At 59.5% G+C, this 25,238-nt stretch carries 21 protein-coding genes; 13 read left to right on the top strand and 8 right to left on the bottom strand.

The annotated features are described in order from the left end of the window. Positions 1-48: 48 nt before the first annotated feature. A complete protein-coding gene (locus tag JDV76_RS02055) occupies positions 49-1,500 on the bottom strand; it encodes a phytoene desaturase family protein (protein WP_198735187.1) in 1,452 nt (483 codons plus the stop codon). Continuing rightward, a complete protein-coding gene (locus JDV76_RS02050) occupies positions 1,497-2,255 on the bottom strand; it encodes an NAD-dependent protein deacylase (protein ID WP_198735186.1) in 759 nt (252 codons plus the stop codon). The genes JDV76_RS02055 and JDV76_RS02050 overlap by 4 nt, the downstream gene beginning before the upstream one ends. A gap of 72 nt (positions 2,256-2,327) precedes the next feature. Between JDV76_RS02050 and JDV76_RS02045 the strand changes: the two genes are divergently transcribed. Genes JDV76_RS02045 through JDV76_RS02035 form a run of 3 tightly spaced genes read left to right on the top strand, consistent with a single transcriptional unit; the run spans position 2,328 to position 5,955 of the window. Beyond that, positions 2,328-3,401 (top strand): TIGR00730 family Rossman fold protein, encoded by a 1,074-nt coding sequence (locus JDV76_RS02045; RefSeq protein ID WP_198735185.1) that lies wholly within the window; start codon positions 2,328-2,330, stop codon positions 3,399-3,401. 29 nt (positions 3,402-3,430) lie between these two features. Further along, positions 3,431-5,107 carry a DUF885 domain-containing protein gene (locus JDV76_RS02040; protein ID WP_198735184.1) on the top strand — a complete coding sequence of 559 codons (1,677 nt, stop codon included), beginning with the start codon at positions 3,431-3,433 and terminating at the stop codon, positions 5,105-5,107. Beyond that, entirely contained in the window at positions 5,104-5,955 is an 852-nt protein-coding gene (locus JDV76_RS02035) for an SDR family NAD(P)-dependent oxidoreductase (RefSeq protein WP_198735183.1), read from the top strand. The genes JDV76_RS02040 and JDV76_RS02035 overlap by 4 nt, the downstream gene beginning before the upstream one ends. A gap of 420 nt (positions 5,956-6,375) precedes the next feature. Here the strand turns inward: JDV76_RS02035 and JDV76_RS02030 are convergent, their stop codons facing one another. Then, entirely contained in the window at positions 6,376-6,729 is a 354-nt protein-coding gene (locus tag JDV76_RS02030; RefSeq protein WP_198735182.1) for a hypothetical protein, read from the bottom strand. A gap of 359 nt (positions 6,730-7,088) precedes the next feature. Here JDV76_RS02030 and JDV76_RS02025 point away from each other — a divergent pair, with 359 nt between their 5' ends. After that, entirely contained in the window at positions 7,089-7,265 is a 177-nt protein-coding gene (locus JDV76_RS02025; RefSeq protein WP_198735181.1) for a hypothetical protein, read from the top strand. A 1,064-nt stretch (positions 7,266-8,329) separates the two neighbouring features. Here the strand turns inward: JDV76_RS02025 and JDV76_RS02020 are convergent. Beyond that, complete coding sequence (locus tag JDV76_RS02020; protein ID WP_198735180.1) at positions 8,330-9,499, bottom strand: DNA adenine methylase; 1,170 nt, start codon at positions 9,497-9,499, stop codon at positions 8,330-8,332. Then, complete coding sequence (locus tag JDV76_RS02015; RefSeq protein WP_198735179.1) at positions 9,499-10,359, bottom strand: hypothetical protein; 861 nt, start codon at positions 10,357-10,359, stop codon at positions 9,499-9,501. The genes JDV76_RS02020 and JDV76_RS02015 overlap by 1 nt, the downstream gene beginning before the upstream one ends. A 1,182-nt stretch (positions 10,360-11,541) precedes the next feature. Between JDV76_RS02015 and JDV76_RS02010 the strand changes: the two genes are divergently transcribed. From JDV76_RS02010 to mobF, 7 genes are all read left to right on the top strand, one after another. Next, on the top strand, positions 11,542-12,357 hold the full coding sequence (locus tag JDV76_RS02010) for a hypothetical protein (RefSeq protein WP_232958716.1): 816 nt from the start codon (positions 11,542-11,544) through the stop codon (positions 12,355-12,357). Between the two features lie 532 nt (positions 12,358-12,889). After that, positions 12,890-13,465 carry a ParA family protein gene (locus tag JDV76_RS02005; RefSeq protein ID WP_198735178.1) on the top strand — a complete coding sequence of 192 codons (576 nt, stop codon included), beginning with the start codon at positions 12,890-12,892 and terminating at the stop codon, positions 13,463-13,465. Beyond that, positions 13,456-13,698: a hypothetical protein gene (locus tag JDV76_RS02000; RefSeq protein WP_198735177.1), complete on the top strand. Its 243-nt coding sequence runs from the start codon at positions 13,456-13,458 to the stop codon at positions 13,696-13,698. Before JDV76_RS02005 ends, JDV76_RS02000 begins: the two co-directional genes overlap by 10 nt. 214 nt (positions 13,699-13,912) lie before the next feature. Further along, positions 13,913-14,818, top strand: coding sequence for a DUF8175 domain-containg protein (locus JDV76_RS01995; protein ID WP_198735176.1), 906 nt, complete (start codon positions 13,913-13,915; stop codon positions 14,816-14,818). Continuing rightward, a complete protein-coding gene (locus JDV76_RS01990; RefSeq protein WP_198735175.1) occupies positions 14,815-15,843 on the top strand; it encodes a hypothetical protein in 1,029 nt (342 codons plus the stop codon). The genes JDV76_RS01995 and JDV76_RS01990 overlap by 4 nt, the downstream gene beginning before the upstream one ends. Further along, complete coding sequence (locus JDV76_RS01985) at positions 15,836-16,468, top strand: hypothetical protein (protein ID WP_198735174.1); 633 nt, start codon at positions 15,836-15,838, stop codon at positions 16,466-16,468. The genes JDV76_RS01990 and JDV76_RS01985 overlap by 8 nt, the downstream gene beginning before the upstream one ends. 175 nt (positions 16,469-16,643) lie before the next feature. Further along, positions 16,644-20,690 (top strand): MobF family relaxase, encoded by a 4,047-nt coding sequence (mobF, locus tag JDV76_RS01980; RefSeq protein ID WP_232958787.1) that lies wholly within the window; start codon positions 16,644-16,646, stop codon positions 20,688-20,690. Positions 20,691-20,699: 9 nt separating this feature from the next. Here the strand turns inward: mobF and JDV76_RS01975 are convergent, their stop codons facing one another. Together JDV76_RS01975 and JDV76_RS01970 are read right to left on the bottom strand one after the other, a co-directional pair. Then, positions 20,700-21,497: a nucleotidyl transferase AbiEii/AbiGii toxin family protein gene (locus JDV76_RS01975; protein ID WP_198735172.1), complete on the bottom strand. Its 798-nt coding sequence runs from the start codon at positions 21,495-21,497 to the stop codon at positions 20,700-20,702. Beyond that, complete coding sequence (locus tag JDV76_RS01970) at positions 21,490-21,843, bottom strand: hypothetical protein (protein ID WP_198735171.1); 354 nt, start codon at positions 21,841-21,843, stop codon at positions 21,490-21,492. The genes JDV76_RS01975 and JDV76_RS01970 overlap by 8 nt, the downstream gene beginning before the upstream one ends. Positions 21,844-22,620: 777 nt before the next feature. Here JDV76_RS01970 and JDV76_RS01965 point away from each other — a divergent pair. After that, positions 22,621-23,190 carry a recombinase family protein gene (locus JDV76_RS01965; protein WP_198735170.1) on the top strand — a complete coding sequence of 190 codons (570 nt, stop codon included), beginning with the start codon at positions 22,621-22,623 and terminating at the stop codon, positions 23,188-23,190. Between the two features lie 1,047 nt (positions 23,191-24,237). On the opposite strand, the gene JDV76_RS01960 is transcribed toward JDV76_RS01965, so the two are convergent. Beyond that, positions 24,238-24,435 (bottom strand): hypothetical protein, encoded by a 198-nt coding sequence (locus JDV76_RS01960; RefSeq protein ID WP_198735169.1) that lies wholly within the window; start codon positions 24,433-24,435, stop codon positions 24,238-24,240. Positions 24,436-24,833: 398 nt separating this feature from the next. Here JDV76_RS01960 and JDV76_RS01955 point away from each other — a divergent pair, with 398 nt between their 5' ends. Continuing rightward, entirely contained in the window at positions 24,834-24,980 is a 147-nt protein-coding gene (locus tag JDV76_RS01955; protein WP_198735168.1) for a hypothetical protein, read from the top strand. Positions 24,981-25,238 lie beyond the last annotated feature (258 nt).

Below are 25,238 nucleotides of genomic sequence, written 5' to 3'. Positions count from 1 at the left end.
GTGTTAGCAAAATGCCTTTGCTATTGCGTTAAAAGTAGACTGAACGGTCTACAATATGCCGGCCCAGCGCGCCGCCCGCCGCGCCGCCGCGAACCCGGCCATCCCGTGCACCCCACCGCCCGGCGGTGTCGACGACGAACCGAGGAACACGCCGTTGACACCCGTGTCGTACGGATTGCGCAGAACCGGACGCGCGAGCAACTGGCGCGGGGAATTCGCGCCTCCGGCCACGTCCCCGCCGACGTAGTTCGGGTTGTCCGCTTCCAGCTCCGCGGTACTTCGCGTCGACACTTCGACGATCCGTTCACGCAACCCCGGGGCGTACGCCTCGATCCGGGAGATCACTCGCTCCGTCACGTCGCCGCGGTAACCGGCGGGGACATGTGCGTACGTCCACACCGGGTGCAGCCACTCGCCGTCCCGCTTTACCGAACGCGAGGGATCAGCCAGGTACTGCTGCCCGACCAGAATGAACGGGTTCTCCGCTACGCGACCCGACGTGGTCATCCGCTCCGCCGCCGCGATCTCTCTGGCGGTTCCACCCAGGTGTAGCGTGCCCGCGCGCCGGGCATCGGGGTTCCGCCACGGAACACCGCCACGCACGGCAAGATCCACCCGGAATGCGGCTGCGCCGTGCCGGAAGCGCCGGTACCGACGACGACGCCTGGCAGGCTGATTGCCCATCAGTATCTTCGCAGCGTGCCCCGGCGTCGTGGTCAGCACCACGACGTCGCCGGCCGAGGCGCCCCGGTATCCGACGCCCACCAGATCACTGAGCCGTCGGATCAGCACCCCGGTGCGGATCGTCCCGTCGAACTCCCGGACGTAGTCCGCCAGGGCCGCGGTCAATTGCCCCGAACCGCCGACTACAACCGGCCAGCCCCACGTCTGTGCCGTCAACCCCATCATCAGCCCCACCGCAGAGGTCAGCGGTCGATCGAGCCGACTGAAGGCGTGCGCCGAGAGCCCAGCGAACAGTGCCGCCGCAGGGGTGTCCCCACCGAGGAAACCACTCACCGCCGTGGCGGGAGGCAGGCCGCGCGCACCGAACCGCGGCCCCAGGACTGTGTGCCGCGCGATCGAACCGGGCAGAGGGGTCAACGCCAGATCCGCAATCCGGTCCGGGTAGCGGACCAGGGGAGCGAAGAGTCTCCGCCACCGTCGGCCCTCCCGGCCGAGGCCGGTGACCGTCGTTTCGAGATCCCGGTGCAGCACTGCGGCGTCCCCACCCGCCAGCGGATGCACGAGTGGAATCTCCGGATGAGCCAGCTTTACGTCGAGTTCGAGGGTCCGGAAGAAGGGCGACGCGGCGAACAGCGGGTGCACCGCCGCACAGTCGTCGTGGATCATGCCCGGCACAAGCCGCGCGGAACTCCGGCAACCGCCACCGATCTCGGCGGCACCCTCCAGCACTGTTACGCGAAATCCCGCGCGCGCCAGCTCGATCGCAGCGGCCAACCCGTTCGGGCCGGAACCCACCACGAACGCCCGCGCACTCACGAGATCCCCCGGGGACGGACGGCGTCGACGAGCAGCGGCAGGCCCCGCGCCGCGGTCGTCGACCAACTCACATCGGTGAACCGGGTCAGCTCCGTCGGTGCCGGGGTGATCTCCAGAACCGGGACCGCGGCCTGCACCGCCAGCAGCGGCAGCGACGCCGCCGGCTGCACCACGCCCGACGTACCGACGATCACCACCAGATCGGCACCCGCCATCGCGTCAGCGGCGCGCTCCCACTCCGCGGCGGGTAACGCCTCCCCGAACCACACGACCCCCGGCCGCACCACCGCACCGCACCGCGGGCAGGCGGGCGGCGTCATCCGCGGCTCACGCACCGCGGGAAAACCATCGACCTCGAACGGGATCGCGCACTCCGTGCACCGGAACTCGAAAAGGCTGCCGTGAAGGTGCACTACATCCTCACTGCCAGCCCGTTCATGCAGGTCGTCGATGTTCTGTGTCACCACCGTCACCGTTCGCAGTCGGCCCCATTCCGCGACCGCCCGGTGCCCGGCATTCGGCTCCGCCGCCCGTGCCAGATGTGCCCGCCACAGATACCAGGACCACATTGGCTCCGGATCCCGACGCCATGCGTCGATGCTGGCCATCGCCTCCGGATCGATCCGCTCCCACAGGCCGGACTCGTCGTTGCGGTACGTATCCAGGCCCGACTCCGCACTCACCCCCGCTCCCGTGAACACCACGACACGTGCGGCGTCGCGAACCAGCGCCAATGCATTTCCCGGACAATTCACAGCCCCAGCGTACGACCGCTATCGAAGCGTGCACAAGGATGCCCGGGCTCCACTGCCGCTAGGGTGTGACGCATGACTGCACACGCCTCTGACAGCCCCGTGACCCTGCGGCCCATGACTATCGCCGATCTCCCGCTCCGTGAATGGGCGACCATCCACAATATCGGGGCGGAGGCGGACACCACCAGTGAAGGGCTCTCCCCCTACCTGCAGTTCATCCCGCAACGCGGCGACATTGGCATGGTCGCTGAGATGCTCGATCCCGTCACTGGGGAACGGCGCACCGCGGGCGTTGTCTGGGCTACTTTCATCCGCTCCCACGGCTACGTCGCGCCGGAGATCCCCGAGCTCTCCGTCAGCGTCGACGACGACTTCCAAGGGGCAGGCATCGGTACCACCCTCATCAGAGCCGTCGTCGAACACGGCCGTAACGTCGGCTGGCCCGGCATCTCCCTCCACGTCGAACACGACAATCCAGCGCGTCGGCTCTACGCCCGCCTCGGCTTCGAGTCCCTCACCTGTGATGACTGCCCCGGGACCATGGTCATGCACCTCACCCCGCCGATCAACCGGGCCGCCGTCTACTGCGGATCCGCCCCCGGTGCCCGCACTGAGTACGCCCACGCGGCCCAGACCATCGGGCGGGCCCTCGCAGAACGCGGTATTGACCTCGTGTACGGCGGTGGCGACGTCGGGCTCATGGGGGTTGTCGCGGATGCCGTTATCGAGGCGGGCGGAAAGACCATCGGTGTGATGCCCCGCTCCCTCGTCGAACTTGAGATCGCCCACGACGGCCTGTCCTCCCTCGAGGTCGTCGAGACGATGGCTGAACGCAAGTCCCGCATGGAGGAGCTCGCCGACGCGTTCATCGTCCTGCCCGGCGGCGCCGGAACCCTTGAGGAACTCTTCCAGGTGTTCACCCGCCAGCAGCTCGTCCCCGGAACGGGGCCCATCGTTCTCTTCAACGCTGATGACTACTGGGCGCCCCTCGTCGACGCTCTGGAACGGATGTCCGCTGAAGGCTTCATCGAGCGCCGTTACATCAACGCCCTCATCGTCACCGATGATCCCGATGAACTCTTCGGGAGACTCGCGGAATGGCGTGCCCCCGGTACCAAGTGGGAGAACCGGGAACTCTGCGGTTGACCTGCCCGCCGCCGCTACACTGGAGTGGTATGAGCTCAGAGAACTTCCGGCCCCCGTCCCGACTCGACCTAGTCTGTGAGACCTTTGTGCACGACCTCGCGGCGTTGTCCCCGCTGTCCGCGACGGAATGGGGATTCACCGAATACAACGGTGAGATGGAGGACTTCTCCCCGGAGCACCACGACGCCATTGCTGAGCGCTCCCGGCGGATGCTCCACGAGGTCAACACCCTCGAGGAGACCGCCGCCGTCGACGGTGACGTCGACTTCGACGACGTCGACCGCGTCACAGCCGCCGTCTTGCGGGACCGGCTCGGGCTGCGGCTCGAACTGCACGAGGCCGGCGAGGACATCCGCCAGCTCGACAACATCGCATCCCCCGTCCAGTGGATCCGCGACACCTTCAGCATCATGCCCACGGACACCGCCGAGGCACGGGCCGACATCATCTCCCGGCTCGGCCATGTCCCGCGTGCACTCGACGGACACCGCGCCTCCCTCATGCTCGCCGCGGAGCGCGGGCACGTCGCCGCCCGCCGCCAGGTCGAACAGGTCATCGCCCAGTGCGAGGATCTCGCCGGACCTGACTCTGCCCTCAACGGCATTGGAATCGACACCGACCAGGCCGAGCTCGTCCGGGCCCGCAAGGCCTTCGTCGTCATGGCCACCTGGCTGCGCGAGACTCTCCTGCCGCAGGCCCCCGCCGCGGACGGCGTCGGGCGGGAACGCTACGAGCGTTTCTCCCGCGAGTTCGTCGGCGCCACCGTCGATCTCGACGAAGCCTACGAATGGGGACTGACCCGACTCGCCGAGATCGTCGCCGAGCAGGAGGCCATCGCCGTCGAGTGCTTCGGCGAGGGCACCACCGTCGAGGAGGCGATGGACCGCTTCAACGCCGACGAACGCTACCGGCTCGACGGCGTCGACGCCCTGAAGGAATGGATGCAGGCCACCGCCAATCAGGCGATCACTGATCTCAACGGAACCGCATTCACCATCCCCGAACCGGTGCGCACCATCGAATGCTGCATCGACCCCGCCGGGACAGGCGGCATCTTCTATACCCCGCCCAGCAGCGACTTCACCCGACCCGGGCGCATGTGGTGGTCCGTACCCAGGGGCGAGACGGTGTTCCACACCTGGCAGGAACTCACCACCGTCTTCCATGAGGGTGTGCCCGGACACCACCTCCAGGTCGGCCAGACCCTCTGCGAATCCGACAACCTCAACCTCTGGCGCCGCGTCGCCTGCTGGAACTCCGGGCACGGCGAAGGTTGGGCGCTCTACGCCGAACAACTCATGGCCGACCTCGGCTACCACGAAGACCCCGCCACCCGCATGGGGCTCCTCGACGGTCAGCGGCTGCGGGCTGCCCGCGTCGTCCTCGACATCGGCGTCCACCTCGGCAAAACCAACCCCGACGGCGGGACATGGGACGCCGACTACGCGGCGTCATTCCTGCGCGCCAACTCCGCGATGGCGGGCCCCAACCTCGACTTCGAGCTCAACCGCTACCTCGGCTGGCCGGGACAGGCCCCGTCCTACGCCCTCGGCCAGCGCCTCTGGCAGCAGCTCCGCGACGAGGCCCTCGACCGTGGCATGACCCTCCCGCAGTTCCACGCCGAAGCCCTCGCCCTCGGCTCGATACCCATGGGCATACTGCGCGACTGTGTCCTCGACGGTCTCGACGGGGGCGTGAACCGATGAGCCGACCCCCACTCGTCGAGGTACCCCGCACCATCGTTGTCACCGGAGCCAGCGACGGCATCGGGGCGGCCGCCGCCCGGAAACTGGCTGACCTCGGGCACCGCGTCATCGTCGTCGGACGGAACCCGGCCAAGACCCGGTTCGTCGCCACCGCGATCGGTGCGCCCCACTTCACCGCTGATTTCTCATCCCTGGACGAGGTCCGTGAACTCGCCGACGGAATCAGCCGGATCGCTCCGCGCATCGACGTTCTGGCGAACAACGCGGGCGGAGTCTTCGGACCGGAGCGCACGGTCACCGGGAACGGCAACGAACTCACCCTCCAGGTCAACCACCTGGCGCCGTTCCTGCTCACCGAACTGCTCGCCGACAACCTCGCCGCCGGACTCGGGTACGTCGTCGGGACGGCCTCGATCGCCGCGAAGTACTACGGAAAACTCGACGTGAACGATCTCGACAACGCCGACGGGCCCTGGGACCCGATGAAGGCCTACGGGGACTCGAAGATGATGAACATCATCCACGCCCGTGAACTGTCCCGCCGCCACGCTGACCGGGGCATCTACGGCGTCTCCTTCCACCCCGGCGTCATCGCCTCGAACTTCGGCTCCGGGACCGGGGGACGCCTCGAGTTCTTCTACACCAACCCGCTGATCCGCATGGCGTTGAGCAGCTCCGACAAGGGGGCCGATCGGCTCGTCCGGTTGGCCACCGGAACCGTCGGCGTCGACTTCATCCCCGGTGGGTACTACATCGGAAAGAAGAAGGGACCGGACTATCCCGGCAGTCGAGATCCGGAGATCGCCCGGCGACTCTGGGAGGAATCCGCCCGCCGCGTCGGGCTGTGACCGGGGTGGGGCGGGGTCTCAAGTGAGCATGCCTGCCTCCCAGTTTCGCGAGGTCGGCCTCACCACCGTTGAAGACCGTTCGCGACAAGGAATGGGCTCCGGTATCGGGTGTGTGGGCATACTGAAGCATGATCAGGCAGGGGTGATCGAAGTGGTGACGATCCCGGAGTAGTGGCCTCTGGAATATTTTCACCATTGTTGGGTGTTCTGAAGCTCGGTGCCTGACGAGTGATGAGTTGTTACCGTTGCGCACAGCCACAACGATGAGATCAGGTTCCGCTCATCACCGGACCATCATTGACGGCTCCGCCTCATCCTCTGGCTCTTCAAGTACCACTCTGCCGGTCCCAGACCGCTCTTTCCCCGAATCCCGATAAAACACTGACGTGCCGGGTGATTGTTCGCTGTTCTGCGAGAAGTCTATCCACCGGATGTCAGCTCGGGGAAGGCGTCTGTCCAGAGCTTGGTCACTCTCCGGGGGAGCGGGAGATGGGGGAAGTCCCGGATGAGCAGGTCGCGGTTGATGAACTCGCACTGTTGCTCGCAGGTGCCCTCCGCGAGCAGATCGCGGTACGCGCACCATCTCCCCACTTCATCTGACACGTCCGTAGTGCGCGCTTCCTCGTTGAGCCAGCGGACCGAGTGGGGGAGCACGAAGATACCCTCCGCTGGGCCGTGCAGCTCATCGAGGCTGTCGGGGGCGACGTAGGGCTTGTGGTCACCGATGAAGACCCTGCCGTCCGGTCGGACGGTGACCGGTGCGAATCGGGGCATGGCGTGGGCTCCTTGAACGTAAGACTTCGGTAGGTGGCTGATTTTACCGTAAGACGTGCAGGTTATCGCCGTGTCGGCGATTGATTGTGAGGGTGGTATTACAGTGTTCGTTACACACTCTCGCCAGCGCCAGTGTGGCTCTCGCGACTGTGTACTTGGTGGGTGTAGCAGATCGTGAGGGGTATTTTTCGTTACCCCCGTTTTGGGGGTTTCTGCCGGTTTATAATTTCTGCTTGGTATATATTTCCATTAGGGAATAAGCTTTCCAATAGGCTAATTGATTGGGTCATGCACATCTTCCCCTTGTGCATAGTGACGTCAGGTCATGAGGTCTTGACCGAAGTAGAATTAGGCGAATTATGAACCGTCTTTCTAAAAAACAGAAATTTTATCTGTTTCTTGCCTTCATGCTTGCCGTCGCCATAGTCGAGGCGGCATTGTGGTTTTCCGGATACCGGCTTGTGGCGGGAACGGTCGGTGCAGTAATGGTCACCTATCTGCTGTGGAATGTCGGTAAGGAACAGAAACGGTCGTAAAAGTGTAAAATGTAGAGCCCCCAGGTCGTGATGTTTTTGGGAGCTATACTCATGTTGCGTAGGTATGGCGGTTGGAGGTGGGGGTGATTTTTGCCATACGTCAGACGATAGTTCACATCATGGAAACACTATACGGAGTTTCTTATCAACGCCGTGGCTGAAAGCCTAGAACCACTCACCTCACTAAATGCACGCGCCGACCTCGTTGAGGCTGCTCACTCTCTCATCGCTGTACGGTTCGAGCACGAAATTACTCCTAGGGAGTTCGCCGCCGCGAAACATGATGTGGTTTGGAGTATTCACTCAGGCGGGGTGGGACTTGATCCGAGAGGTACAACGGGACGTGGATGACGGCGGGAAGGGGGGAACTATGTAGGGGGCTTCAGGGGGAGGAACGCGCCTTATTTTGGGTCGACGGGTATTGGGGGACGCGGTATGGGAGCCACGAGCGCCGATGGATGCGACTGGAATCCTTGACTGCATGCGTGTTGGTTTTCAGGTCGTAGATGTTGAGTTTTTTCACTGAACTAAAAACGAGTCGTACACGGCCAATAAGGTCTGATTTCGCGTATTGAGGGGGCAAACGGGGTGGCGTGTTCCTACTTGAGGGCGGCTTGTAGCCAGGAAACCGCGAATTCACGGAAGGTGTAATGGGAGAGAGTGGTGGCTGCCTATGGAAATTGGGTCTATTAACGGGTCTGCTGCGAAATTTGTTCGACTACACGTTTGATACTGGTGAGTACGGGCAGTTCATTATTCTCAACAACACTGATGTCACGCCACCACTCATTTCACCCCTAGAGACACGACCGAGCCTGCATTCGGTCCAACGATCATGTGGACCGACTTGATCTGCTCGTTGATCTGCGCGAAGACGAGGAAGAGTAAAGCCACGCTCCACAGTTAGAACAGCCCGCATTGATTGAGCGACACGATATCTTCGATTAAACACCTCCACCTGAATTGATGGTAGCGAAGCCCTAGTGTCAACATTCACCCTCGAGAAAAGACTGAATGAAGCCAAAATATCCCGCTATACGGGCGAGCTATCCCCTTGCGGGAGCTTACTTCCTGATCAAGAAAAGGTACTCGACATTTGGAATATCCTCCGGCGGAATCCATTGGTTTGTCCAGGTCATATTAGCCATAACGTTTTTCTTGTAATTCATCTGGATGGCGGTAATCAATTCACCAGAATCCGCCAGCACGTCAACAAGCTCGGCATACGTGGCACGGCCACCGTTAGAGTATGAAAGTAAAAGGTGTTCCGCAGGTGTTTTCTTGACAACTCGATGAAGTGCCTTCAAGGCTAGCGATGATCCTTCCTCATCTCTTCGATATTCCTCAAATGGAGAAGCTGATATCTTATCCCTGGAGTCCTCGCGCCGATGTGCCGCCCCGAAAATTTCCGGTCGGTCGTTCAAAATAACCGTTTTCCAAATGTGATAATAGGATGCGTAACGAACGCGAGATGGTGGCATCTTTTCATTATTTGAGCCGTAAGGTGGGTCTAGATAGGCAAGATCAAAATGCTTTCCACTCGCCCGAAAATGGTCAAGCAGAGTTTCGGCATCCTCCCTGAAAACAAAGTTCTCTCTGTTAGAAATTCTCAAGTTTGGAACTTGCAGCGTCATCTGGTTGTAAGATCTTGGTGACCACCTCTTGAGATATGAAACATAGTGCCCAATTGTGTTTTCGACTCGATCCAAAGCGTAGATTAGGCTTGTAAGAGCAATGGACCGCTCTAGCGGCGTGAGTGAAAGTCGATCAATTTCTTCTCGGACAGCATCCAATTTCATAGTATTGTGACGTTGCCACAAGGCCTTCTTGCCATTCTGTTGAACAGCGCTACCTTCGTAGTCGATTCCGCCATAATTCTGTGTAAACCATCCGTCTATAGGTGTCAGGGAATTTAGATGGTCGATCAGAGGTTGATATGCACTTGCCTCTCGATCATTCAGCAAATATGCGGTTGCAAAACATTCTGACCATTCCGCGAGGTCATTAGAGGCAACGGAAGAGCCAATGCCTGCAAATAGCCTACTTACTCGTGTAGTGCCGGAGAATAGATCTAACACAGAATCACATGGAATATCTTTAACAGCTTCAAAAATAGGGGCCAAAAGTTTTTGCTTTGACCCTGCATACTTAATGCCTTCGTGTGCCCATTGCAGCGCATCCGAAAGTAGAGTCTGGTCTGTTGAAAATAGGGGAATGGGGAGTTGTTGTCTCATCAATCAGTCTTAGAATCGTGTGCACTTTTTTGTAGTTCAATGTTCATGGGCTGAAGCGCCAGCTGATGGGCTTCAGCAGTACTGTTCAGCGCCTTGGCAAAAAGATCCGTTAGCACCAAATTATGGTCATAGGTGATCCAGCCATCAGTGATGAATCTGAAATGGTTCGCTGCCTTTTTAGAATCAGTCCACAGGCCTCGCTGAAGGGCATTGGCAGACTTTCCGCCATATCTAACCTCGCAAATATATTCTCCGTCAGAGTCAAGAAAATGCCAGACCGGATGCTTGCGCCCTCTCGATCCGGGCTCAACTCGTTCTATCACTGATGTTCGCTCTGGTAGGGCAGAAATATCAAATACCATAATGGCGCACTGTTTTTTGTCCTCCTGGTATATCAAGGGGAGTACGTTCAGCTCCCCGAGGTGTAAAAACTCGTGACGGTTCAGTAGTTCCTTAATCTCTTCTGCGTCATTCAGACGGGGCTTTCCGAGGCCTTCCAAAAGCGGGAACAACACCGCGTCCTTATCGGTGCTAAGCTGTAGTGGGCCTACGCCATACGCCTTCAGTGAAACCTTGATTTGCGATAGATCTTCCAGTCGCGTAACGAGGATATCCTCTTCCGATGATTTTGCGCGGAACAAGTCCTTGCCAACATGTTGAGCTTCATAGGCCGGCAGGAACTGGTTGATAAATTCGGTGATTCCGATCTCAGCTAAATCGCCGTGCGTCTTGTTTCCCAGCAGGCGCATCGTAAAAATGTTTGAGAGGGTGTTTTCGATTAAATGGGAGTTCTTACCCGCGAACGTTTGTAAATCTAAGGTAAACTGCTGGAAGGGTGTTCTCTTAATTGAGGCGACCATATTGAACTCCTTTGGATGTGTGGCTCTGCAACCCAAGAAAGTGTGACGATTTGTCAGTCTATCAGTCGGGATAGTTCACACCTTTTCGGACACACTTGGGCTCGCCGGGTGAAGGGTCACATTTGGTGCTGACCGATATCGGCGAAGCATCTTTGATTTTGCTCGACCTTCGTGGCGGGTGGAAAGACTCTGGCGAGACGCTTTGCTCGTCTCAGCTGGGGCGCGGTGTCCGGAGACCGCGTCGAGACCGGACAAGCCGCTAGTGTATCCCGACTATGGCTGTGGACTTCCGAAACTCTCGCCTAGATCTGGGGCGTCAAGATCCTCGCTGTCGTTTGACGATGTGGGGAATGGCTTCTGAGGTGTTGACCCAGCAGACGATCAGGCGAGGGCCACGATTGCTGGTGAATCGGTGGAGGGGTATCTGGTGGATCGATCAGCGCGACATCATCGCCTACCATTCCCTTGCCGAACTCTTGAGTGCCGAGAGCCTGCTGCAACAGTTCAACGTTGAAGATGTTGTCGCTGACCAACACAAGGCTAAGGTGCGGTCGGCCAGATCCCCGAGGCCCCTTCGGAGCTGCCGAGACTTTTGGCGCTTGGTTCACACCGACGCCCGTCGTGGTTCACGACGTCCGCCGACGCCTTGGAACCACGTCGAGAGCCTGGTCGCTGCCGCCGCCGAAGGCAAATTGGAGGCGCCTAAGGTCGCGGGTTTTACCTAGTGGTACAGCATTTGCGCTTAGTTTCCCACAACCGTATCCCGCAGGGCGCAGTAGTCAACTTGATAGGCTCGGCGGTTCCGCATGTATCTGCGGTGACGTCTTCGTCGTCGCCTACCGAGAGCTCCGCAAAATCGAGACCGGTATTGTCGTCGCGATCCGTGAGAAAGAAGACCAGCGCACCGGCTCGCTTGATAGTACGATTGACCAGCGGGTCTTTATCGGACAGCTCGATGGTTTCAAGATCAACTGGTGGCCCGCCTGCATTGAGGCGCCAAGACCCTTATCGACCACCAGGCAGACCAGCGGCTTCTCCAAGGCACTCGTGGCGCGTTGTGTGATCTTGCTGGGTGCGGACCGGTACTTCTCCCACGGGTGGTCACGGTGGCCGCTCTACACTGGACCAGACGCTCTGGCTTACCGGTGGCACGCTCAACATTGGCGTATAGACCGGTTGGGAATGCTGATTCAGGAGGTACGGGCGATGACCGGACGGACGAAACCGGCTCCGGCGACAAAGCTGGCGAAAACGCAGTTCTCATCCGGGTGGGAGCGGATCGCGGCCGCGCAGGCCGCCGCGGATGAAGCGCGGATGATCGCCGCGCTCGATGAGGGCCTACCGAGTGCCGCCGACGCTGCGGCTGACCTGATCGACGGGGTGCGGGTGCGGTGGTCAGCTCCTGGACGAGCGGCACGCGACGAGACCGCTTTCCGGCACGCGCTGGCGACCGCGCACCGGCTGCGTACCGAGGGCAAACCGATGAAGGACACGTTGATCATCGATGCCTACGAGCGCGCCTATAAGGTCGCCCAGGCGGTCGGTGGGGATGGCCGCGAGGAGGCTATGCCCCCGGTGCGTGACCGTCTGACGATGGCACGCCGTGTGCGGGGATACGTCGTGTCGGGCAAGACGTCTGCGAGTAAGGGGCAGTGCTCCACCCAGCGGCAGACCAGTGCGGGGCGTAAGGCGCTGGCGACGATGGGCCGCAGAGGCGGCAAGAACTCCGCCGCCAGGAAGTGGGCCGACCCCGAGCAACCTATCGCGCAGGCGGCGTTACAGCCCCTGAAAAAAGCCAATCAGAAGCGCGTCCTCGAAGCCCAAGGCGAACGTTTAACCATCGCTGGTTGGTTCCTAACCACCTACGCAGAAGTAGGGGCATGGCCGACTATCGCCGACGCAATGAGTGAGTACAACGTGTCGCGTCCAACCGTAAAACGAGCACTCAAAGCGGCTAACATCACGCTTCCACGTGGCCGACGAGCAACCTCAAATTAAATGGTTCACGCCGTAAGCGGTATACGGTTCCCCTCCGCTCTAGCGGAGGTTCTTTAGACCTAGACCCCTACACACCTAGAAGCACTCGGGATGCAGGCCCCCCCGGGGACGCCCGAAAAAAGGATAATGACATAAGCGGTATACGGTTCCCCTCCGCTCTAGCGGAGGTTCTTTAGACCTAGACCCCTACACACCTAGAAGCACTCGGGATGCAGGCCCCCCCGGGGACGCCCGAAAAAAGCATAATGCCGTCAGCGGTATACGGTTCCCCTCCGCTCTAGCGGATGATGTCTCGTCCCAGAATCCTTCTGATGCCTGTCTCTCCGTGGAGCGGTGCGACATAAACAGGTCTCTCCGGTTCCGCTGAAGCAGGGAAGCGGGGAGAGCCCTAAGCGGCTTGTGCTGCGGATGTTCTAATTTGCATCGTGCTGCCGCGCCAGTCCTCGGACTGGCTTGCCCCGTAGTTGCTTTCTCCCGAATGTTTTGCGTGATGCATTCTCATGTTAGGGAGTGGTTACGTTAGAATGCGGTTATGTTATGGGGAGTTGTGCATACTAAGGGCGGCGTGGGCAAGACCACGACCTCGCTCTATCTGGCGTTGGCGGCGCATCGTCGTGGAGTACCTGTGAGATTGGTTGATGCTGATCCGCAAGCCTCGGCGACGATGTGGGCTAGCGCAGCGGTTAGGGCGGGCCATCCACTTCCATTTGCGGTGGAACCATACAGTGGGGCGCCGCGGGCAAAGTCTGGCGAGCTGATCCTCATTGATACTCCGCCGGGGCAAGCTGATGTTCTCCAGGAAGTTCTTGACTGCGTGGACGTTGCGATCGTTCCTACTGCTGCATCGCCAATGGATCTGGAACGGGTATGGCCGACGTTGGAGGTGACAAGCCATCTTCCCACTGTGGTGTTGCTGACGCAGATCAACACTCGGGCACGGCTGGTTGCCGAGCTACGTGAGCTGTTTGAAGAACAGGGAGTACCGGTCGCGGAGAATTTCATTCGACACAAAGAGGCGTTCAAACAGGCTTGGGGTACTACTCCTGCTGATCTTGCAGGCTATGGCGAGGTTTATGACGAGATAAGTGAGGCACTGAAATGGCACTGAAAGACACGATGAGGACGAAAAAAGGTGAGAAAAAAGCGGCGGTCGCCGATACCTTTGTGGCTCCTGAAAAACCTGAACCGGGAAAGCGTACAACGGTATACCTTCCGGTCGACGTTCACCGCGCTGCCCGGTTATACACGGTTGGCAACGGCATGAGTCTTAGCGGACTGGTTGAACGCCTGCTGGTCGAGCATCTTGAGTCTGAGGGCGTCGCTATTGGAGATAGGCCATAGAGAAGCGATAATGGTATAACTTAACAGCGCTACAACATAAAGACCCCTAGGCATCTAATGCGTCTAGGGGTCTTTATATTGCGATGCTAATTGGATCTGCTCCGTGCCCATTATGCTCTCTGTCCACTTTGGAACGTTGTTACATAACAACATAACAACGTTAGAAAATAAAAACACTATTACCACTTATGGTATAGCGGTATAACGCAAAAGCGTGATCCTGTTCAAGTGCGGTAACATGATTATGTTATCTGGTTTTATTTTGGGAAATATTGGCTGTGAGCTCTGGAAAGGTGCTGTAACCATGAAAGTAAATAGGGTAGCAATCGTGTTGGTGGTGCTGGTGATTGCGATAATCATCGCTGTCTACTTTGTCAGTAGGGGCGAAAACGGTGATGGGAAAGAAACAGGGAGTGTCGAGAGTTCAACTTTGGCTATCCCCGGACCTGATGAGTTTGATCCGGAGCAGCGGCACTTCCCCCGCGAGTTCTTTGACGATAGTCAGTACCAGGTCGGTGAGTACGTCGTTGATTGGAACGGTAATCCCGTCTACACACCGCACGCTGTCAACGGTGAACCGTTCGGCGAGTTTGAGCCACGCGAGGAGATGGACTGTTCCCTCCCGGGCGTCGTGAACGCGCAGCAGCAGTACGTGCACGGCCGGTTCATGCTGGTCTCTGAACACGACGGGCCGACGAACTTCGATCACCTCGTACCAACCGGCTACGCGCACTCCGCGGTCGGCGCAGCCGTCGCAGCCAGCAACACCGCGACAATGGCTACTACCTATTATGACCAGCTCGCGTTTGAATACTGGCGGGATCACATCCATACGCCCGATGCCGCCGAGCGCGTTGAACTCGGAGCAAAGACAGCAGGCCCTCATCACGCTCCACTGCCCGGTATGAACGGGTTCAAGATTGAGACGTGCAGCAGCAATATCGTCGTTGCTCACCTGGCATATAAGAATGTCGGCAGCGAAAGCTGGATCGTTTTCCGACTGCCGATGAGGTGGGCCAACGGCATGTGGGAAGTAATCGGTGATGATCTCGACGGAGAGCGCACTGAGCAGCCGACGATCTACAGTCTCGACGGGTGGGTCAAGGTGAATGCCCAGTGAGCACTATCAATCGGTCACTGGCGGCGGTTGCCGCTGTAGTCATGGCCCTGCTGATCGCCGTCTCACCCGCGCTCGCCCAGGACGCCGCTCCAGTCAAGAACGGGGAGAAGTTCGCAGCAACGATGGAGAGCTGCGAGGAGTTCATGGGGAAAGCAGACACGTTCATCCAAGGCGAAGATATTGCTAACAAGGGTGGATTAGCAGGGAATATAACCAAAGGGCTCCGTTACGTTGAATGCGGTGCACTTGCTGCTGCTGCGCATCCGGTGGATGCCGTGAAGGGTGCGAAGGACAAGGTATCGGGATTCTGGAATGACCCGATCGGTAAGTTCACCCGCGCCCTGATGGAGGGCAACACCGAGACCATGCAGTCGGTGATGACGTTCTGGATGTCGTACTCATCAACGAGTCTCGGAGGCGCAGATCTCGGCGAGAACATCGAAGGTGTGCGCAACATCGTCCTCGCGGTCGCCGGGTTCGCGCTGATCGCGTCGTTCATCGTCGGCGGCGCGCGGCTTGCGGCTTCGCGCCGGTCTGGACTCCAGGACGGCCTGGAGGACATGGGCGAGGTGATCGGCCGCTGGCTGATTTTCTCCGCGTGTATCCCGGTGATCGTGCCCGGGGCGCTGATGGCCAGTGACATCGTCGCCGATGAGATCATGAAGCAGTTCGGGGCGACGAGTCCAGAGACGTTCGTCAACCTGACGAGCCTGGAAGGCACGCCCTATGGACCTGTGGTGATGCTGCTGCTGGCCGGTATCAGTCTCGCCGGGTCCGTGATGCAGCTTGTCGCCCTCGTTATTCGTGTCCTGGTCCTGCCGCTGGCGGTTGGTCTTGCGCCGCTGTTCGCGGCGTTGAGCTTCACCGACACCGGACGCAACGGCCTGAACCATCTGGTGGCGTACATGATCGCGGCGATCGCGTTCAAGCCGGTCTCGGCGTTGCTGTACGCGGTGGTGCTGTGGAACGTCAGTCGAACGGGCACCGACGGCTCTCTCGGGGGGGATCGACACGGCGGTGATTAACGCGCTGATGATTGGTCTTGCCGGGTTCGTTGCCCCGGCGCTGGTGCGCTCGATCGTGCCTGCAGTGGCGCAGGCCGGTGGCGGTAACGCCTCCGGTGCGTTGACCGGTGCGGCGAGCATGGTCGGTATGGGTGCCAGGGCGACCGGAGTTGCGCTCGGCGGTATGGCTGGCGGTATGGCTGGCGCGGCGATGGGATCGAAGATAGGCGGGGCCGCTGGTGGTGCCCCGGGCCAGGCGGCGGCCGCACTCGGGGGTGGAGCTGGTGGAGCGGCGGGCGCACCACTGTCTGCCTCGGGTGGTGGCGGCGGTGGCGCGAGCGGTGCCGGTGGTGGTGGCGCGCGCCGTGGGCAGGGAGCGATCCCCTCCGGTAGTGGAGGTGGCGGCGGCAATGTGGGGGCTGCTCCGCAGGGAGGAGGCGGACGGCCGCGGATTCTGACCGCGGCACAGCTCACCGCAATGGGTGCCAAGGCGATGGCCGGGGGCGCGGTGCGCGGTGCCGCCAGCGGCGTGGGGGCTGCGGGGCGCGCGGTTCCTGGAGCAGCGAACACCGCTGGCCGTGCCGCCGATCATCTCGGCCGCAACTTCGAGGGATCACTCGGATACCCCGGACAAATCCACAGATAAACCAACCAGATTCACATAAGGCCCATTGCTCCAAGCAATGGGCCTTATCCATATCCTCCCAACCATCACGTCGATAGCTTTTCTGCGACACCTGACTACGTTTAACAGTAAAGAATCAATACACAGTATGCACTTTTAGTGGTCGGGTAGAAAAACGCGGTAGACTCACCCCGTGATGAGTCTCCGAGCGGTCCACGCAGGTGCTGGATACCAGTACCTGCTCCGCTCTGTTGCGACCAACGACGCACACGACAAGACCACCGACACCGGGTCGCTGGCGAACTACTACCAAGCCAAAGGCACCCCGCCCGGCCGGTGGTTCGGGTCCGGGCTGGCAGGGTTCAACACCGAGACGATCGTGGCCGGGGCGACGATCGAAGCCGATCAGATGGCCTCGCTCTACGGGGTCGGAATGCACCCCGATACCGACGCGAAGATCGCCGCTGGAACACCGCTTGCGGAGTGCAAACTCGGAGGCAAGTTCCCCGTCTACACCAACGCCATTCCCGTGCTCGACGCGCTCCGGGACGCCGAGCAGGAGTTCACCAAAAACACCAAGAGACTGCCAAGTACCGTCGAGCGCTCCGAGATGGCGGCAACGATCGGACGGCCCTTTTACGTCCAGGAAACCGGCTACGACAACGCCGCCGACAAGGACGTCATTGCGTGGGTGAACAAGCAGCAGGAACAGGTCAAACAGGCGGTATCTGCCTACGATTTCACGTTCTCCCCGGTGAAAAGCATCTCCGTGGTGTGGGCGCTGGCGGATGAAGAAACAGCCACGAAGATCGCCCGCTGTCACCACCGTGCGGTGGCCGAAGCGCTCGCGTGGGCCGAGGCCAACATCGTTCGTACCCGCATGGGAAAAGCAGGTATAGCGCAGGTGGAAACCCAAGGGCTTGTGGCATCGGAGTTCACTCATTTCGATACCCGCGCCGGTGATCCAGACCTGCACTCGCATGTCCTTATCTCGAACAAGGTTCAGGGAAAAGACGGCAAGTGGCGCACCCTTGACGGCCGGACACTGTTTACCCATCACCAGGCAATCAGCGCGCACTACGACGCGGTGCTCAACCAGATTCTTAGCGAAGAACTCGGAATTGAGTTCGAGGAACGCCCCCGCAAGGGCAACACCCAGGGCGTGTGGGAGGTCAAGGGAGTGCCGCAGGAGGTGGTCGAACAGTTCTCGCAGCGGCGCACCAACGCCGAGCCGGTGTTCGATCAACTCGTCGCTGACTACATACGGAACCACGGTCGCCAGCCGGACAAACTGACCAAGAAACGGTTCTGGCAAGAAGCGATCCTGACTACACGGGACGCGAAGAAACCTGCGGAATCGTTGGATACCTTGCGCCGCGAATGGGCGCAGGTGGTGTCCGAGATGGACGGTGGAACCGACTACCTTGCAGCCGTGCGAAGTATCGTCGGTGACGAAAAACCGGGTGTTCAGGGGCGCATCTTCGACGCGGAGAACTGGCGCGAGAACGTGGAGACGATCGCCGGGGAGATCATTGAAGCGGTCTCGGAAAAGCGCGCGAACTTCGGTGAGCATCATGTGCGTACCGCGTGCTCGACGGCGTTGAAAGGCTGGCGGTTTTCAAGCGTTGATGAGCTTGATCGTGCCCGGGAGCAGATCATCACTGTGGCGTTGGACAAGGCGGTTTCACTGACCCCGGACGAGCAGTTGACCCTGCCGTTCGTGCTTGTCAACGCCCGTGATTATGGTGTCGATCGGTTGCTGGGTGCCGAGCGGTTCACCACTGAGGAGGTCATCGAAACCGAGCGCAAGGTACTCAACGCCTGTGCTGAACCGGTCGCGGTTTTCGCCCGGAACGCCACTCTCGCCCAGGCGCTTAATGACCACGAGCGAGCCAGTGGTTTCGCCCTCAACGCCGGGCAGAAGGAACTAGCGGAGCATCTGCTCAACGCCGGAACGCTGGTGGCATCTGGTGTTGGTCCGGCAGGTACCGGTAAGACCACGTCCATGCAGATCGTTGCTGATGTGTGGGCCGCCGAGGGGCGGAAAGTCATTGGCCTTGCACCGTCTGCCGCGGCCGCGCAGGTGCTCGAAGAAGAAATCGGGGCCGAAGCAATGACGATCGACAAGCTGGTGTTTACCTGGCTTGGTAAGCACCCGGATCGTCGCGGAGGTGATCTAGGTGAGCTACCGGTAGAGATCAATCCCGGTGATATGTTGCTGGTCGATGAGGCCGGTATGGCCTCGACAACCAACCTCGGTGCGTTGGTCGATATAGCGCGTGAAGCAGGAGCTGTCGTGCGCTTGATCGGCGATCCTTACCAGCTCTCGGCGATTGGTTCCGGTGGGCTGTTTAAGACGCTGTGCCAGCGGGCCGGGGCGGCATCGTTGACCGAAATCATGCGGTTTTCGCGGGGAGCTGACACCGCACAAGGTGAAGCCTCGATGAAGATTCGAGCCGGGGACACCACTGGACTCGGACTCTACTTCGAGCGCGGATGGGTCAAAGATGGCACACGCGAGACGATGCTGACCACAGCCGTTGACAGCTATCTGACCGACATTGATGCGGGTCGAACCTCACTGGTGATCGCACCGTCGAACGCTGATGTTGACGCCGCAAACGAGATGATCCGCGCGGTACGCATCGAACAAGGACTGGTCGATACCTCCGTCGAAATGGAGGTCGCACGAGGCGATCGTGTCTCACCCGGCGACATCGTTATCACCCGGAAAAACGCCTACCTTCCCGGCGGTGGGCGGGTGATCAACGGCCAGATGTTTACTGTGATCGGACCGTCTGCTGATGGACAACTCGACGTTCGTGACCTGAAAACCAACGCGCGGGTACGTATTCCTGCCGACTACGCCGCCGATAACGTTCATCTCGGCTACGCCTCAACCGTGCATCGCGCCCAGGGCGCGAGCGTTGATGTGTGCCACAGTCTGGTCGATATGACCGTCCGCCGCGAAGCGCTCTACGTCGCGTTGACGCGCGGGAAGATGGAAAACCGGTCCTACGTTGTTACCGATCTGCAGTTCGATCTCGACGCCGAAGACCCCCACTTCCACATGGCTGGCAACGATCAAGCACCAACTGCACTGGCGGTTCTTGAGCGTGCGGTCGGTACCTCTGCTGATGCAACGACCGCGATTGATGAGCATAGAAAGCAGGTCACTATCGGGCACTCACCTGCCCGACTCCGCGAGCTTTACGACCACGGTGTTGATCTACTGATGGATCAGTTCATCGATACCTATCTGCCCGAAACCATCGACAATCTGCCCACCGAAGCGGTGGAAAAGATCATCGACCAGGACGCTGAAGGCGTGCTGCGGGCGATCTGGAAGAACGCACTGAAAGCTGGAAAAGACCCCCGCGAGGTGTCAATCCCGGTCGCTGGTGTACTTGCCTCGGATGATCTCACTCGACTGTTTTCCACTGCCTACGGCCACAGCACAAAGCGCGAAACTAGCACCGATGAACACCCACTCCAGGCCCCGCCGGTGAGGTTCGTCGGGCAGGACAACGAACTGGCACAGTGGGTGGAAGCCACCTACGCGCAGTTGGGTGAACAGTCGGCAACGGTGCGCGAACCGATGCCGGTTGTGGGCGACGGCCAGGAGATCACCGGCGCTGCGTGGTCCGGGATGCAAGCAACAACCCGGCAGTATTCCGGGGCGCGGTTCACCGACTGCGATCTCACCGCCACGTCGTTTGCCGACTGTTCGTTTTCCAATGTGGTGTTCCGCGACTGCGATCTCACCGGCGTGGACTTCAGTCGCGCGTCGTTCGACCGCGTGCGGTTTATCAACTGCACACTCGATGGTTCTGACTTCACCGGCGCGACACTCGGGTCCTACACGTCACCGTTCCCGGTCGATATTGTTGGTTGTCCGATGCGCGGGGCCACGATGGAGGGCACTGATATTGTGCGGGCGACGTTCCGAAACATCGACGCCACAGGCGCGAGCTTCGTGGGGGCCACGCTGAACAAGACAGTGTGGAGGGCGATGGATCTCACCGATACGCGGTGGGATGAGCGGCTGCATGTACCTGGTGATACGCACGTTGTGAATCTCACTGGGGACCCGGATGCGGTGGCGCTGGTGGCGAAGGCGAACACCGATGCCGCGGCGAAGACCAGGTCGGCCGAGGAATCAACACGGCGAGTAACCCGAATCGGGCCTGGGATAAGTAACCCGGTACGCCACCTAGACCAGGACACCGGTCCCGAGTTGTGAGACAGCGGGCTATAGCTGCTGTTCGGAGGAGTCTTCGTTGACCGGGGCGGAGGGCTGGGTGCTGGTGGTGTCGCGTGTGGCGCTGGTGGTTTTGTTCGGGGTCCAGGTCGTGTGATCGTCGTACAAGACGGTTAGTAGAGAGGTGTTCCCTTGGTGGGGGTTGTCGATCTGGTCAGCCCAGGCCGTCAGGTTGTGGGTGACAGCGTCAAGATACGCTCCATCTAGTTCGTACATCTCGATTTCTTCTGTGGAGAGTTCCTGCCATGTTGTATCGCGGAGTGCTTGGGAGAAGAACTCCCTGTTGAATCCGGAGTCTCTGTTCTCAGCCATCGTGAGAAGCTGTTCCCCGGTGAACCGCCCGGAGCGCAGGATGGCATCGACGTCCAGATAATCCCTGCTGGTCCTGCGACCTTCCAGAGCGATGAGCTTGCTGGCCACCACGTCCTCGATGTCGAGGACCGGGCCGAGTTGGAGATGTACCGGGTCGTTGGCCCGCCAATCTAGCCCCGCATCGAGGCCGATTCTCCCGTAGGGGGTAGCTATATCCATGTGAGCGAACGTCGGGGTGGTGCGTCCGTGTTCGACGGTGTAGCCGTGCTTGGTTAGCTGCTGTTCGATCGCCGCGATGGATTCACCGAAAGAGTCGATCTTGTCCATGACACTGAAAAGGTCAACGTCTTCGGTCGGTCGGTTGGTGATGCCGTGCTCCCGGAGCGCGCCCGCACCAGCGAGAACGAAGCCATTGTCGGCGGCGACCTCCAGGCAGAGCCGGGTGATTGTTCGCTGTTCTGCGAGAAGCCTATCCACCAGATACCAGCTCGGGGAAGGCGTCTGTCCAGAGCTTGGTCACTCTCCGGGGGAGCGGAAGGTGGGGGAAGTCGCGGATGAGCAGGTCGCGGTTGATGAACTCGCACTGTTGCTCGTAGGTTCCCTCCGCGAGCAGATCACGGTACGCGCAGCGCCGACGGATCTTGTTCGTGACGTCGGTGGTGCGTGCTTTCTCGTTGAGCCAGCGGACCGAGTGGGGGAGCACGAAGATGCCCTCCGATGGGCCGCGCAGCTCATCGAGGCTGTCGGGGGCGACGTAGGGCTTGTGGTCGCCGATGAAGACCCTGCCGTCCGGCCGGACGGTGACCGGTGCGAATCGGGGCATGGTGCGGGGCTCCTTGAACGTAAAACTCCGGTAGGCGGCTGATTCTACCGTAAAACGTGCAGGTTATCGCCGTGTCGGCGTTGCTGTCGTGACTGTGTACTTGGTGGGTGTAGCAGACTGGGGGCCTATCTCTAAATACCCCCATGTGGGGACTCTTGCCGACGCAAAATGTTTCCCCGGAATATATTTCTATTAGGGGATGAACTGTCTAACCGGACAGTTTGGTTAGGTCATGCACATGTTTCCCTTGTGCATGGTGACGTCAGTCCCTGTGGTCTTGAGTGGAACGGAATTCAGAAAGGAGAACTGTGGACCGTCTTTCTAAAAATCAGAAGTTGTTTCTGTTTCTGACATTCATGCTTGTTGTAGCCGTAATTGAAGGAGTATTATGGTTTTCCGGATACCGACTCGTTGCCGGTAGTGTCGGCGCAGCAATGGTCACGTATTTGCTGTGGAATGTCGGTAAGGAACAAAAACCGTCGTAAAAAGGTAAAGGCCCCCAGGTTTTGATTTTCCTGGGGGCCTTACTCATTCCGCGTAGGCATGGTTTCCGGGGGGGGGGTTATGGGGGGGGTATTATTCCGTACTTTGTGCAACTACTAAGCCCGCCTGGTGGTTGTTGCATTAGACGATCGTTTATGACACACCAGGTTGCACATCGGTACCGGAGCGTGCCATTGCAGGTCGCGTTGTCTCAGAACACTGTGTCAGAATCAAGGTGTCACTAGACTTGTCCGCGACGAGTTTCGGACACCTGGGCACACGAAAGCGGGTTCTATGGGTGAAGTATTCGGGTATGCCCGAGTATCAACAGCGGATCAGGATGCGAGTCTGCAACGCGATGCGCTGAGCCGGCACGGCTGTAGCGAGATCTTCACCGATGTCGGGTCCGGGTCCCGGGCGCATCGCCCAGAGCTGGACCGGTTATGGGGCAAGCTACGTTCCGGGGACACGGTGGTGGTGTGGCGATTGGACCGGCTGGGTCGGTCAGTCCCGCACCTGATTGATCAGTTGGAGGATCTACAGACCCGCGGGGTTGGGTTTGTCTCGTTGCAGGAGACGATTGATACGACGACGCCGGGCGGCCGGTTGGTGTTCCATGTGTTCTCGGCGTTGGCGCAGTTCGAGCGTGACCTGGTGATAGAGCGCACCACTGCCGGCTTAGCTGCTGCCAGGGCACGGGGGCGGGTTGGGGGCCGCCCACGAAAGCTCACCGCACAGCAGACCGCCACCGCCCGCTCACTGTATGAGGCGAAGACGATGACGGTGACAGAGATCGGGAGAGTGCTCGGGGTCAGTCGCTCGACGATCTACCGGGCACTTGAGAGCAATAACGTGGCGGACTGAAGCTGAGGTTGTTCCGCACCTTCTAAGTCATATCAGATCAGGCGACGGGTGGAATCTTGTCACGACCATAGAGCCAACCGTCAGGAAAACCCATCACCACAGTATTTCCACCTTGGTCGACGTCGTTCTGAAGCCTCTTTGCGGTCGCAATATCCCAAGCGGCCCCTACGCAAGTAGGTTCAAAGGACTCCCAATCTTCTTCTATGGGCCACAGCAGGCCCATCAAGACCAGCCAAATCACTTTCCTTGACTCGCCGTCACTGTTTGCAGTATGCAAAGAAGTGTAGATTGGCTCGCTCTGTAGATGGTGATATTTTATCCAACGGTCGGGGTGTGAAGTAGATTTTTCTGATATGTTACTATCAGTTGTAACACACAGAACATATCCGGAGAAACGATTCTCGGGATCATCATAATACGTGGAATAAAAGACGTGGGCTACATCTGAAGACCTTTTTATTCGAGGTTTTCTGACATTGTTTGATCTCTTCCTAGTGGACACGGCAGTCAAGTTTTTTCTGCGGTGGCTTCACAGTGGCGTAGTAGGTCTTCCCATTATAAACGATTGTCCCTTGAACTGAGCCCCACAGAAGAGTGTTTACCGCCGTGCCATCACACTTTTCCTCGAGCTTTTTCTGTAAGAGGCTGGAAGAGTTGGTGTTGCTTACATCATTTTCGGCTGCTTGATTCCACTTAGTATAGTACTTATACATGATTCTTCCATGATGATGGATGCTACTGACTCGGATTGGGGCTTTCTTTGTTCCGCACTGAGTTTGTGGTTTGAAGGCGACATAAGGTCCAGTATCTCCGTCGGGCCTCGGGTCTGTTCGGATGTGCAAGGCAGAGGGGTTTAGCACGCAAGGACCGTATTCCTTCTTTAACGAACGTGCGGATACGCTGTTTTCCTCTGATTGTTCCTGTGCCTCGGCAAGAGTAACTTCGTTGTCGAAATACCGTTGTGCTGCCCTCATCATAAACAAGGATACATTTTGCTGCAATCAGGGGGAGCCGGGGCAGGCTGCGGGACCGGGGCTAGGTAGCTTCCTAGAGTTCATTCGCCGGGGCGGCTTCCTGGGTGGTGGAGCTTTCGGAGGCGTGTGCGTGTCCGTTTTCGATGTGCTGCTCTGAAAGCGCTGCGGACGGTGATTCGGGTGATTGTCCAATACCTGCCTCGAACGCCTCGATCGCAGCGGGGTCGGCGTCGACGGCGCGGAGGTCTTCGAGTGTTTCGCGCGGCGACATTGCAGTGCGAAGCATTCCGAACTGGGGGTCTGGTTCTGCTCGGTCTATCTCTGCAGCCAGCGCGTTCAGCGTATTCGGTGTGACTGCAGCCGAGTACCTAAGTGGTCCCAGCGTTGGAGCATCCCCACATGTTGTGTCCATGACCTCAGGGACGGTAGCCACGATAGGGCTGTGAAAATGGTTCCACCAGCGCTTTATGCAGAACATAACAATGCTGTTATGTTCTGCATCTTGTATTGGTTGCCATAATTGCGGTGTTGACTAAATAATCATTATCGGTGTCCGCTTATTGCGGAACTTCCCTGTTGCAGCGTGGCCACACCCGCACGCTTGCGAGGGGCGTGGCCACGCTGGTTCAGCGGGGGAACGTACCTAAGACAAGGGAGGGTGGTCAGACGATGGCAAAAGATACACCGCCAAACGATGGCACGCCCGGTGGCAAAAAAGAAAGCCCGGAAAGCAGATGGAATGCAACCATCGACCTGCTGACCGGGCTGGTAAAACTAGCGGCCGCATTGGGTGAATTATTCACCCAAGGGACCTAGTCCCAAAAGCTCCAGGAGGTGGCAGCCTCCTGGGGCTTTTCTATTTCGATCTCTCGCACTAGCTCCGTGGTGGCTATCTAATGCTGCCGTCAGCGTACCAAGCGCACGGGTCACTGCAAACGGTGACAAACCTGTGGGGGCGGGCGGTAAGGCGCGTTAGCAGGTGATCATCGGGTATGCTTACCCATACAAATGAAAGAGCGCCACACCGGTTCCAGCCAGTGTGACGCTCGCTTACCCCCCGATTCGCGGTCGGGA

The sequence above is a fragment of the Corynebacterium marambiense genome (assembly GCF_016342275.1).
GTDB classification, from domain to species: domain Bacteria; phylum Actinomycetota; class Actinomycetes; order Mycobacteriales; family Mycobacteriaceae; genus Corynebacterium; species Corynebacterium marambiense.
Note: the sequence above shows the minus strand (reverse complement) of the source record. Positions and strands in the feature narration are given on the sequence as shown.

Excerpts from the sequence above, each read along its gene's own strand:
- JDV76_RS02045 (WP_198735185.1), top strand. The coding sequence starts at position 2,328 with ATGACTGCACACGCCTCTGACAGCCCCGTGACCCTGCGGCCCATGACT.
- JDV76_RS02040 (WP_198735184.1), top strand. The coding sequence starts at position 3,431 with ATGAGCTCAGAGAACTTCCGGCCCCCGTCCCGACTCGACCTAGTCTGT.
- JDV76_RS02035 (WP_198735183.1), top strand. The coding sequence starts at position 5,104 with ATGAGCCGACCCCCACTCGTCGAGGTACCCCGCACCATCGTTGTCACC.
- JDV76_RS02030 (WP_198735182.1), bottom strand. The coding sequence starts at position 6,729 with ATGCCCCGATTCGCACCGGTCACCGTCCGACCGGACGGCAGGGTCTTC.
- JDV76_RS02025 (WP_198735181.1), top strand. The coding sequence starts at position 7,089 with ATGAACCGTCTTTCTAAAAAACAGAAATTTTATCTGTTTCTTGCCTTC.
- JDV76_RS02020 (WP_198735180.1), bottom strand. The coding sequence starts at position 9,499 with ATGAGACAACAACTCCCCATTCCCCTATTTTCAACAGACCAGACTCTA.
- JDV76_RS02015 (WP_198735179.1), bottom strand. The coding sequence starts at position 10,359 with ATGGTCGCCTCAATTAAGAGAACACCCTTCCAGCAGTTTACCTTAGAT.
- JDV76_RS02010 (WP_232958716.1), top strand. The coding sequence starts at position 11,542 with ATGCTGATTCAGGAGGTACGGGCGATGACCGGACGGACGAAACCGGCT.
- JDV76_RS02005 (WP_198735178.1), top strand. The coding sequence starts at position 12,890 with ATGTTATGGGGAGTTGTGCATACTAAGGGCGGCGTGGGCAAGACCACG.
- JDV76_RS02000 (WP_198735177.1), top strand. The coding sequence starts at position 13,456 with ATGGCACTGAAAGACACGATGAGGACGAAAAAAGGTGAGAAAAAAGCG.
- mobF (WP_232958787.1), top strand. The coding sequence starts at position 16,644 with ATGAGTCTCCGAGCGGTCCACGCAGGTGCTGGATACCAGTACCTGCTC.
- JDV76_RS01970 (WP_198735171.1), bottom strand. The coding sequence starts at position 21,843 with ATGCCCCGATTCGCACCGGTCACCGTCCGGCCGGACGGCAGGGTCTTC.
- JDV76_RS01965 (WP_198735170.1), top strand. The coding sequence starts at position 22,621 with ATGGGTGAAGTATTCGGGTATGCCCGAGTATCAACAGCGGATCAGGAT.
- JDV76_RS01960 (WP_198735169.1), bottom strand. The coding sequence starts at position 24,435 with ATGTCGCCGCGCGAAACACTCGAAGACCTCCGCGCCGTCGACGCCGAC.
- JDV76_RS01955 (WP_198735168.1), top strand. The coding sequence starts at position 24,834 with ATGGCAAAAGATACACCGCCAAACGATGGCACGCCCGGTGGCAAAAAA.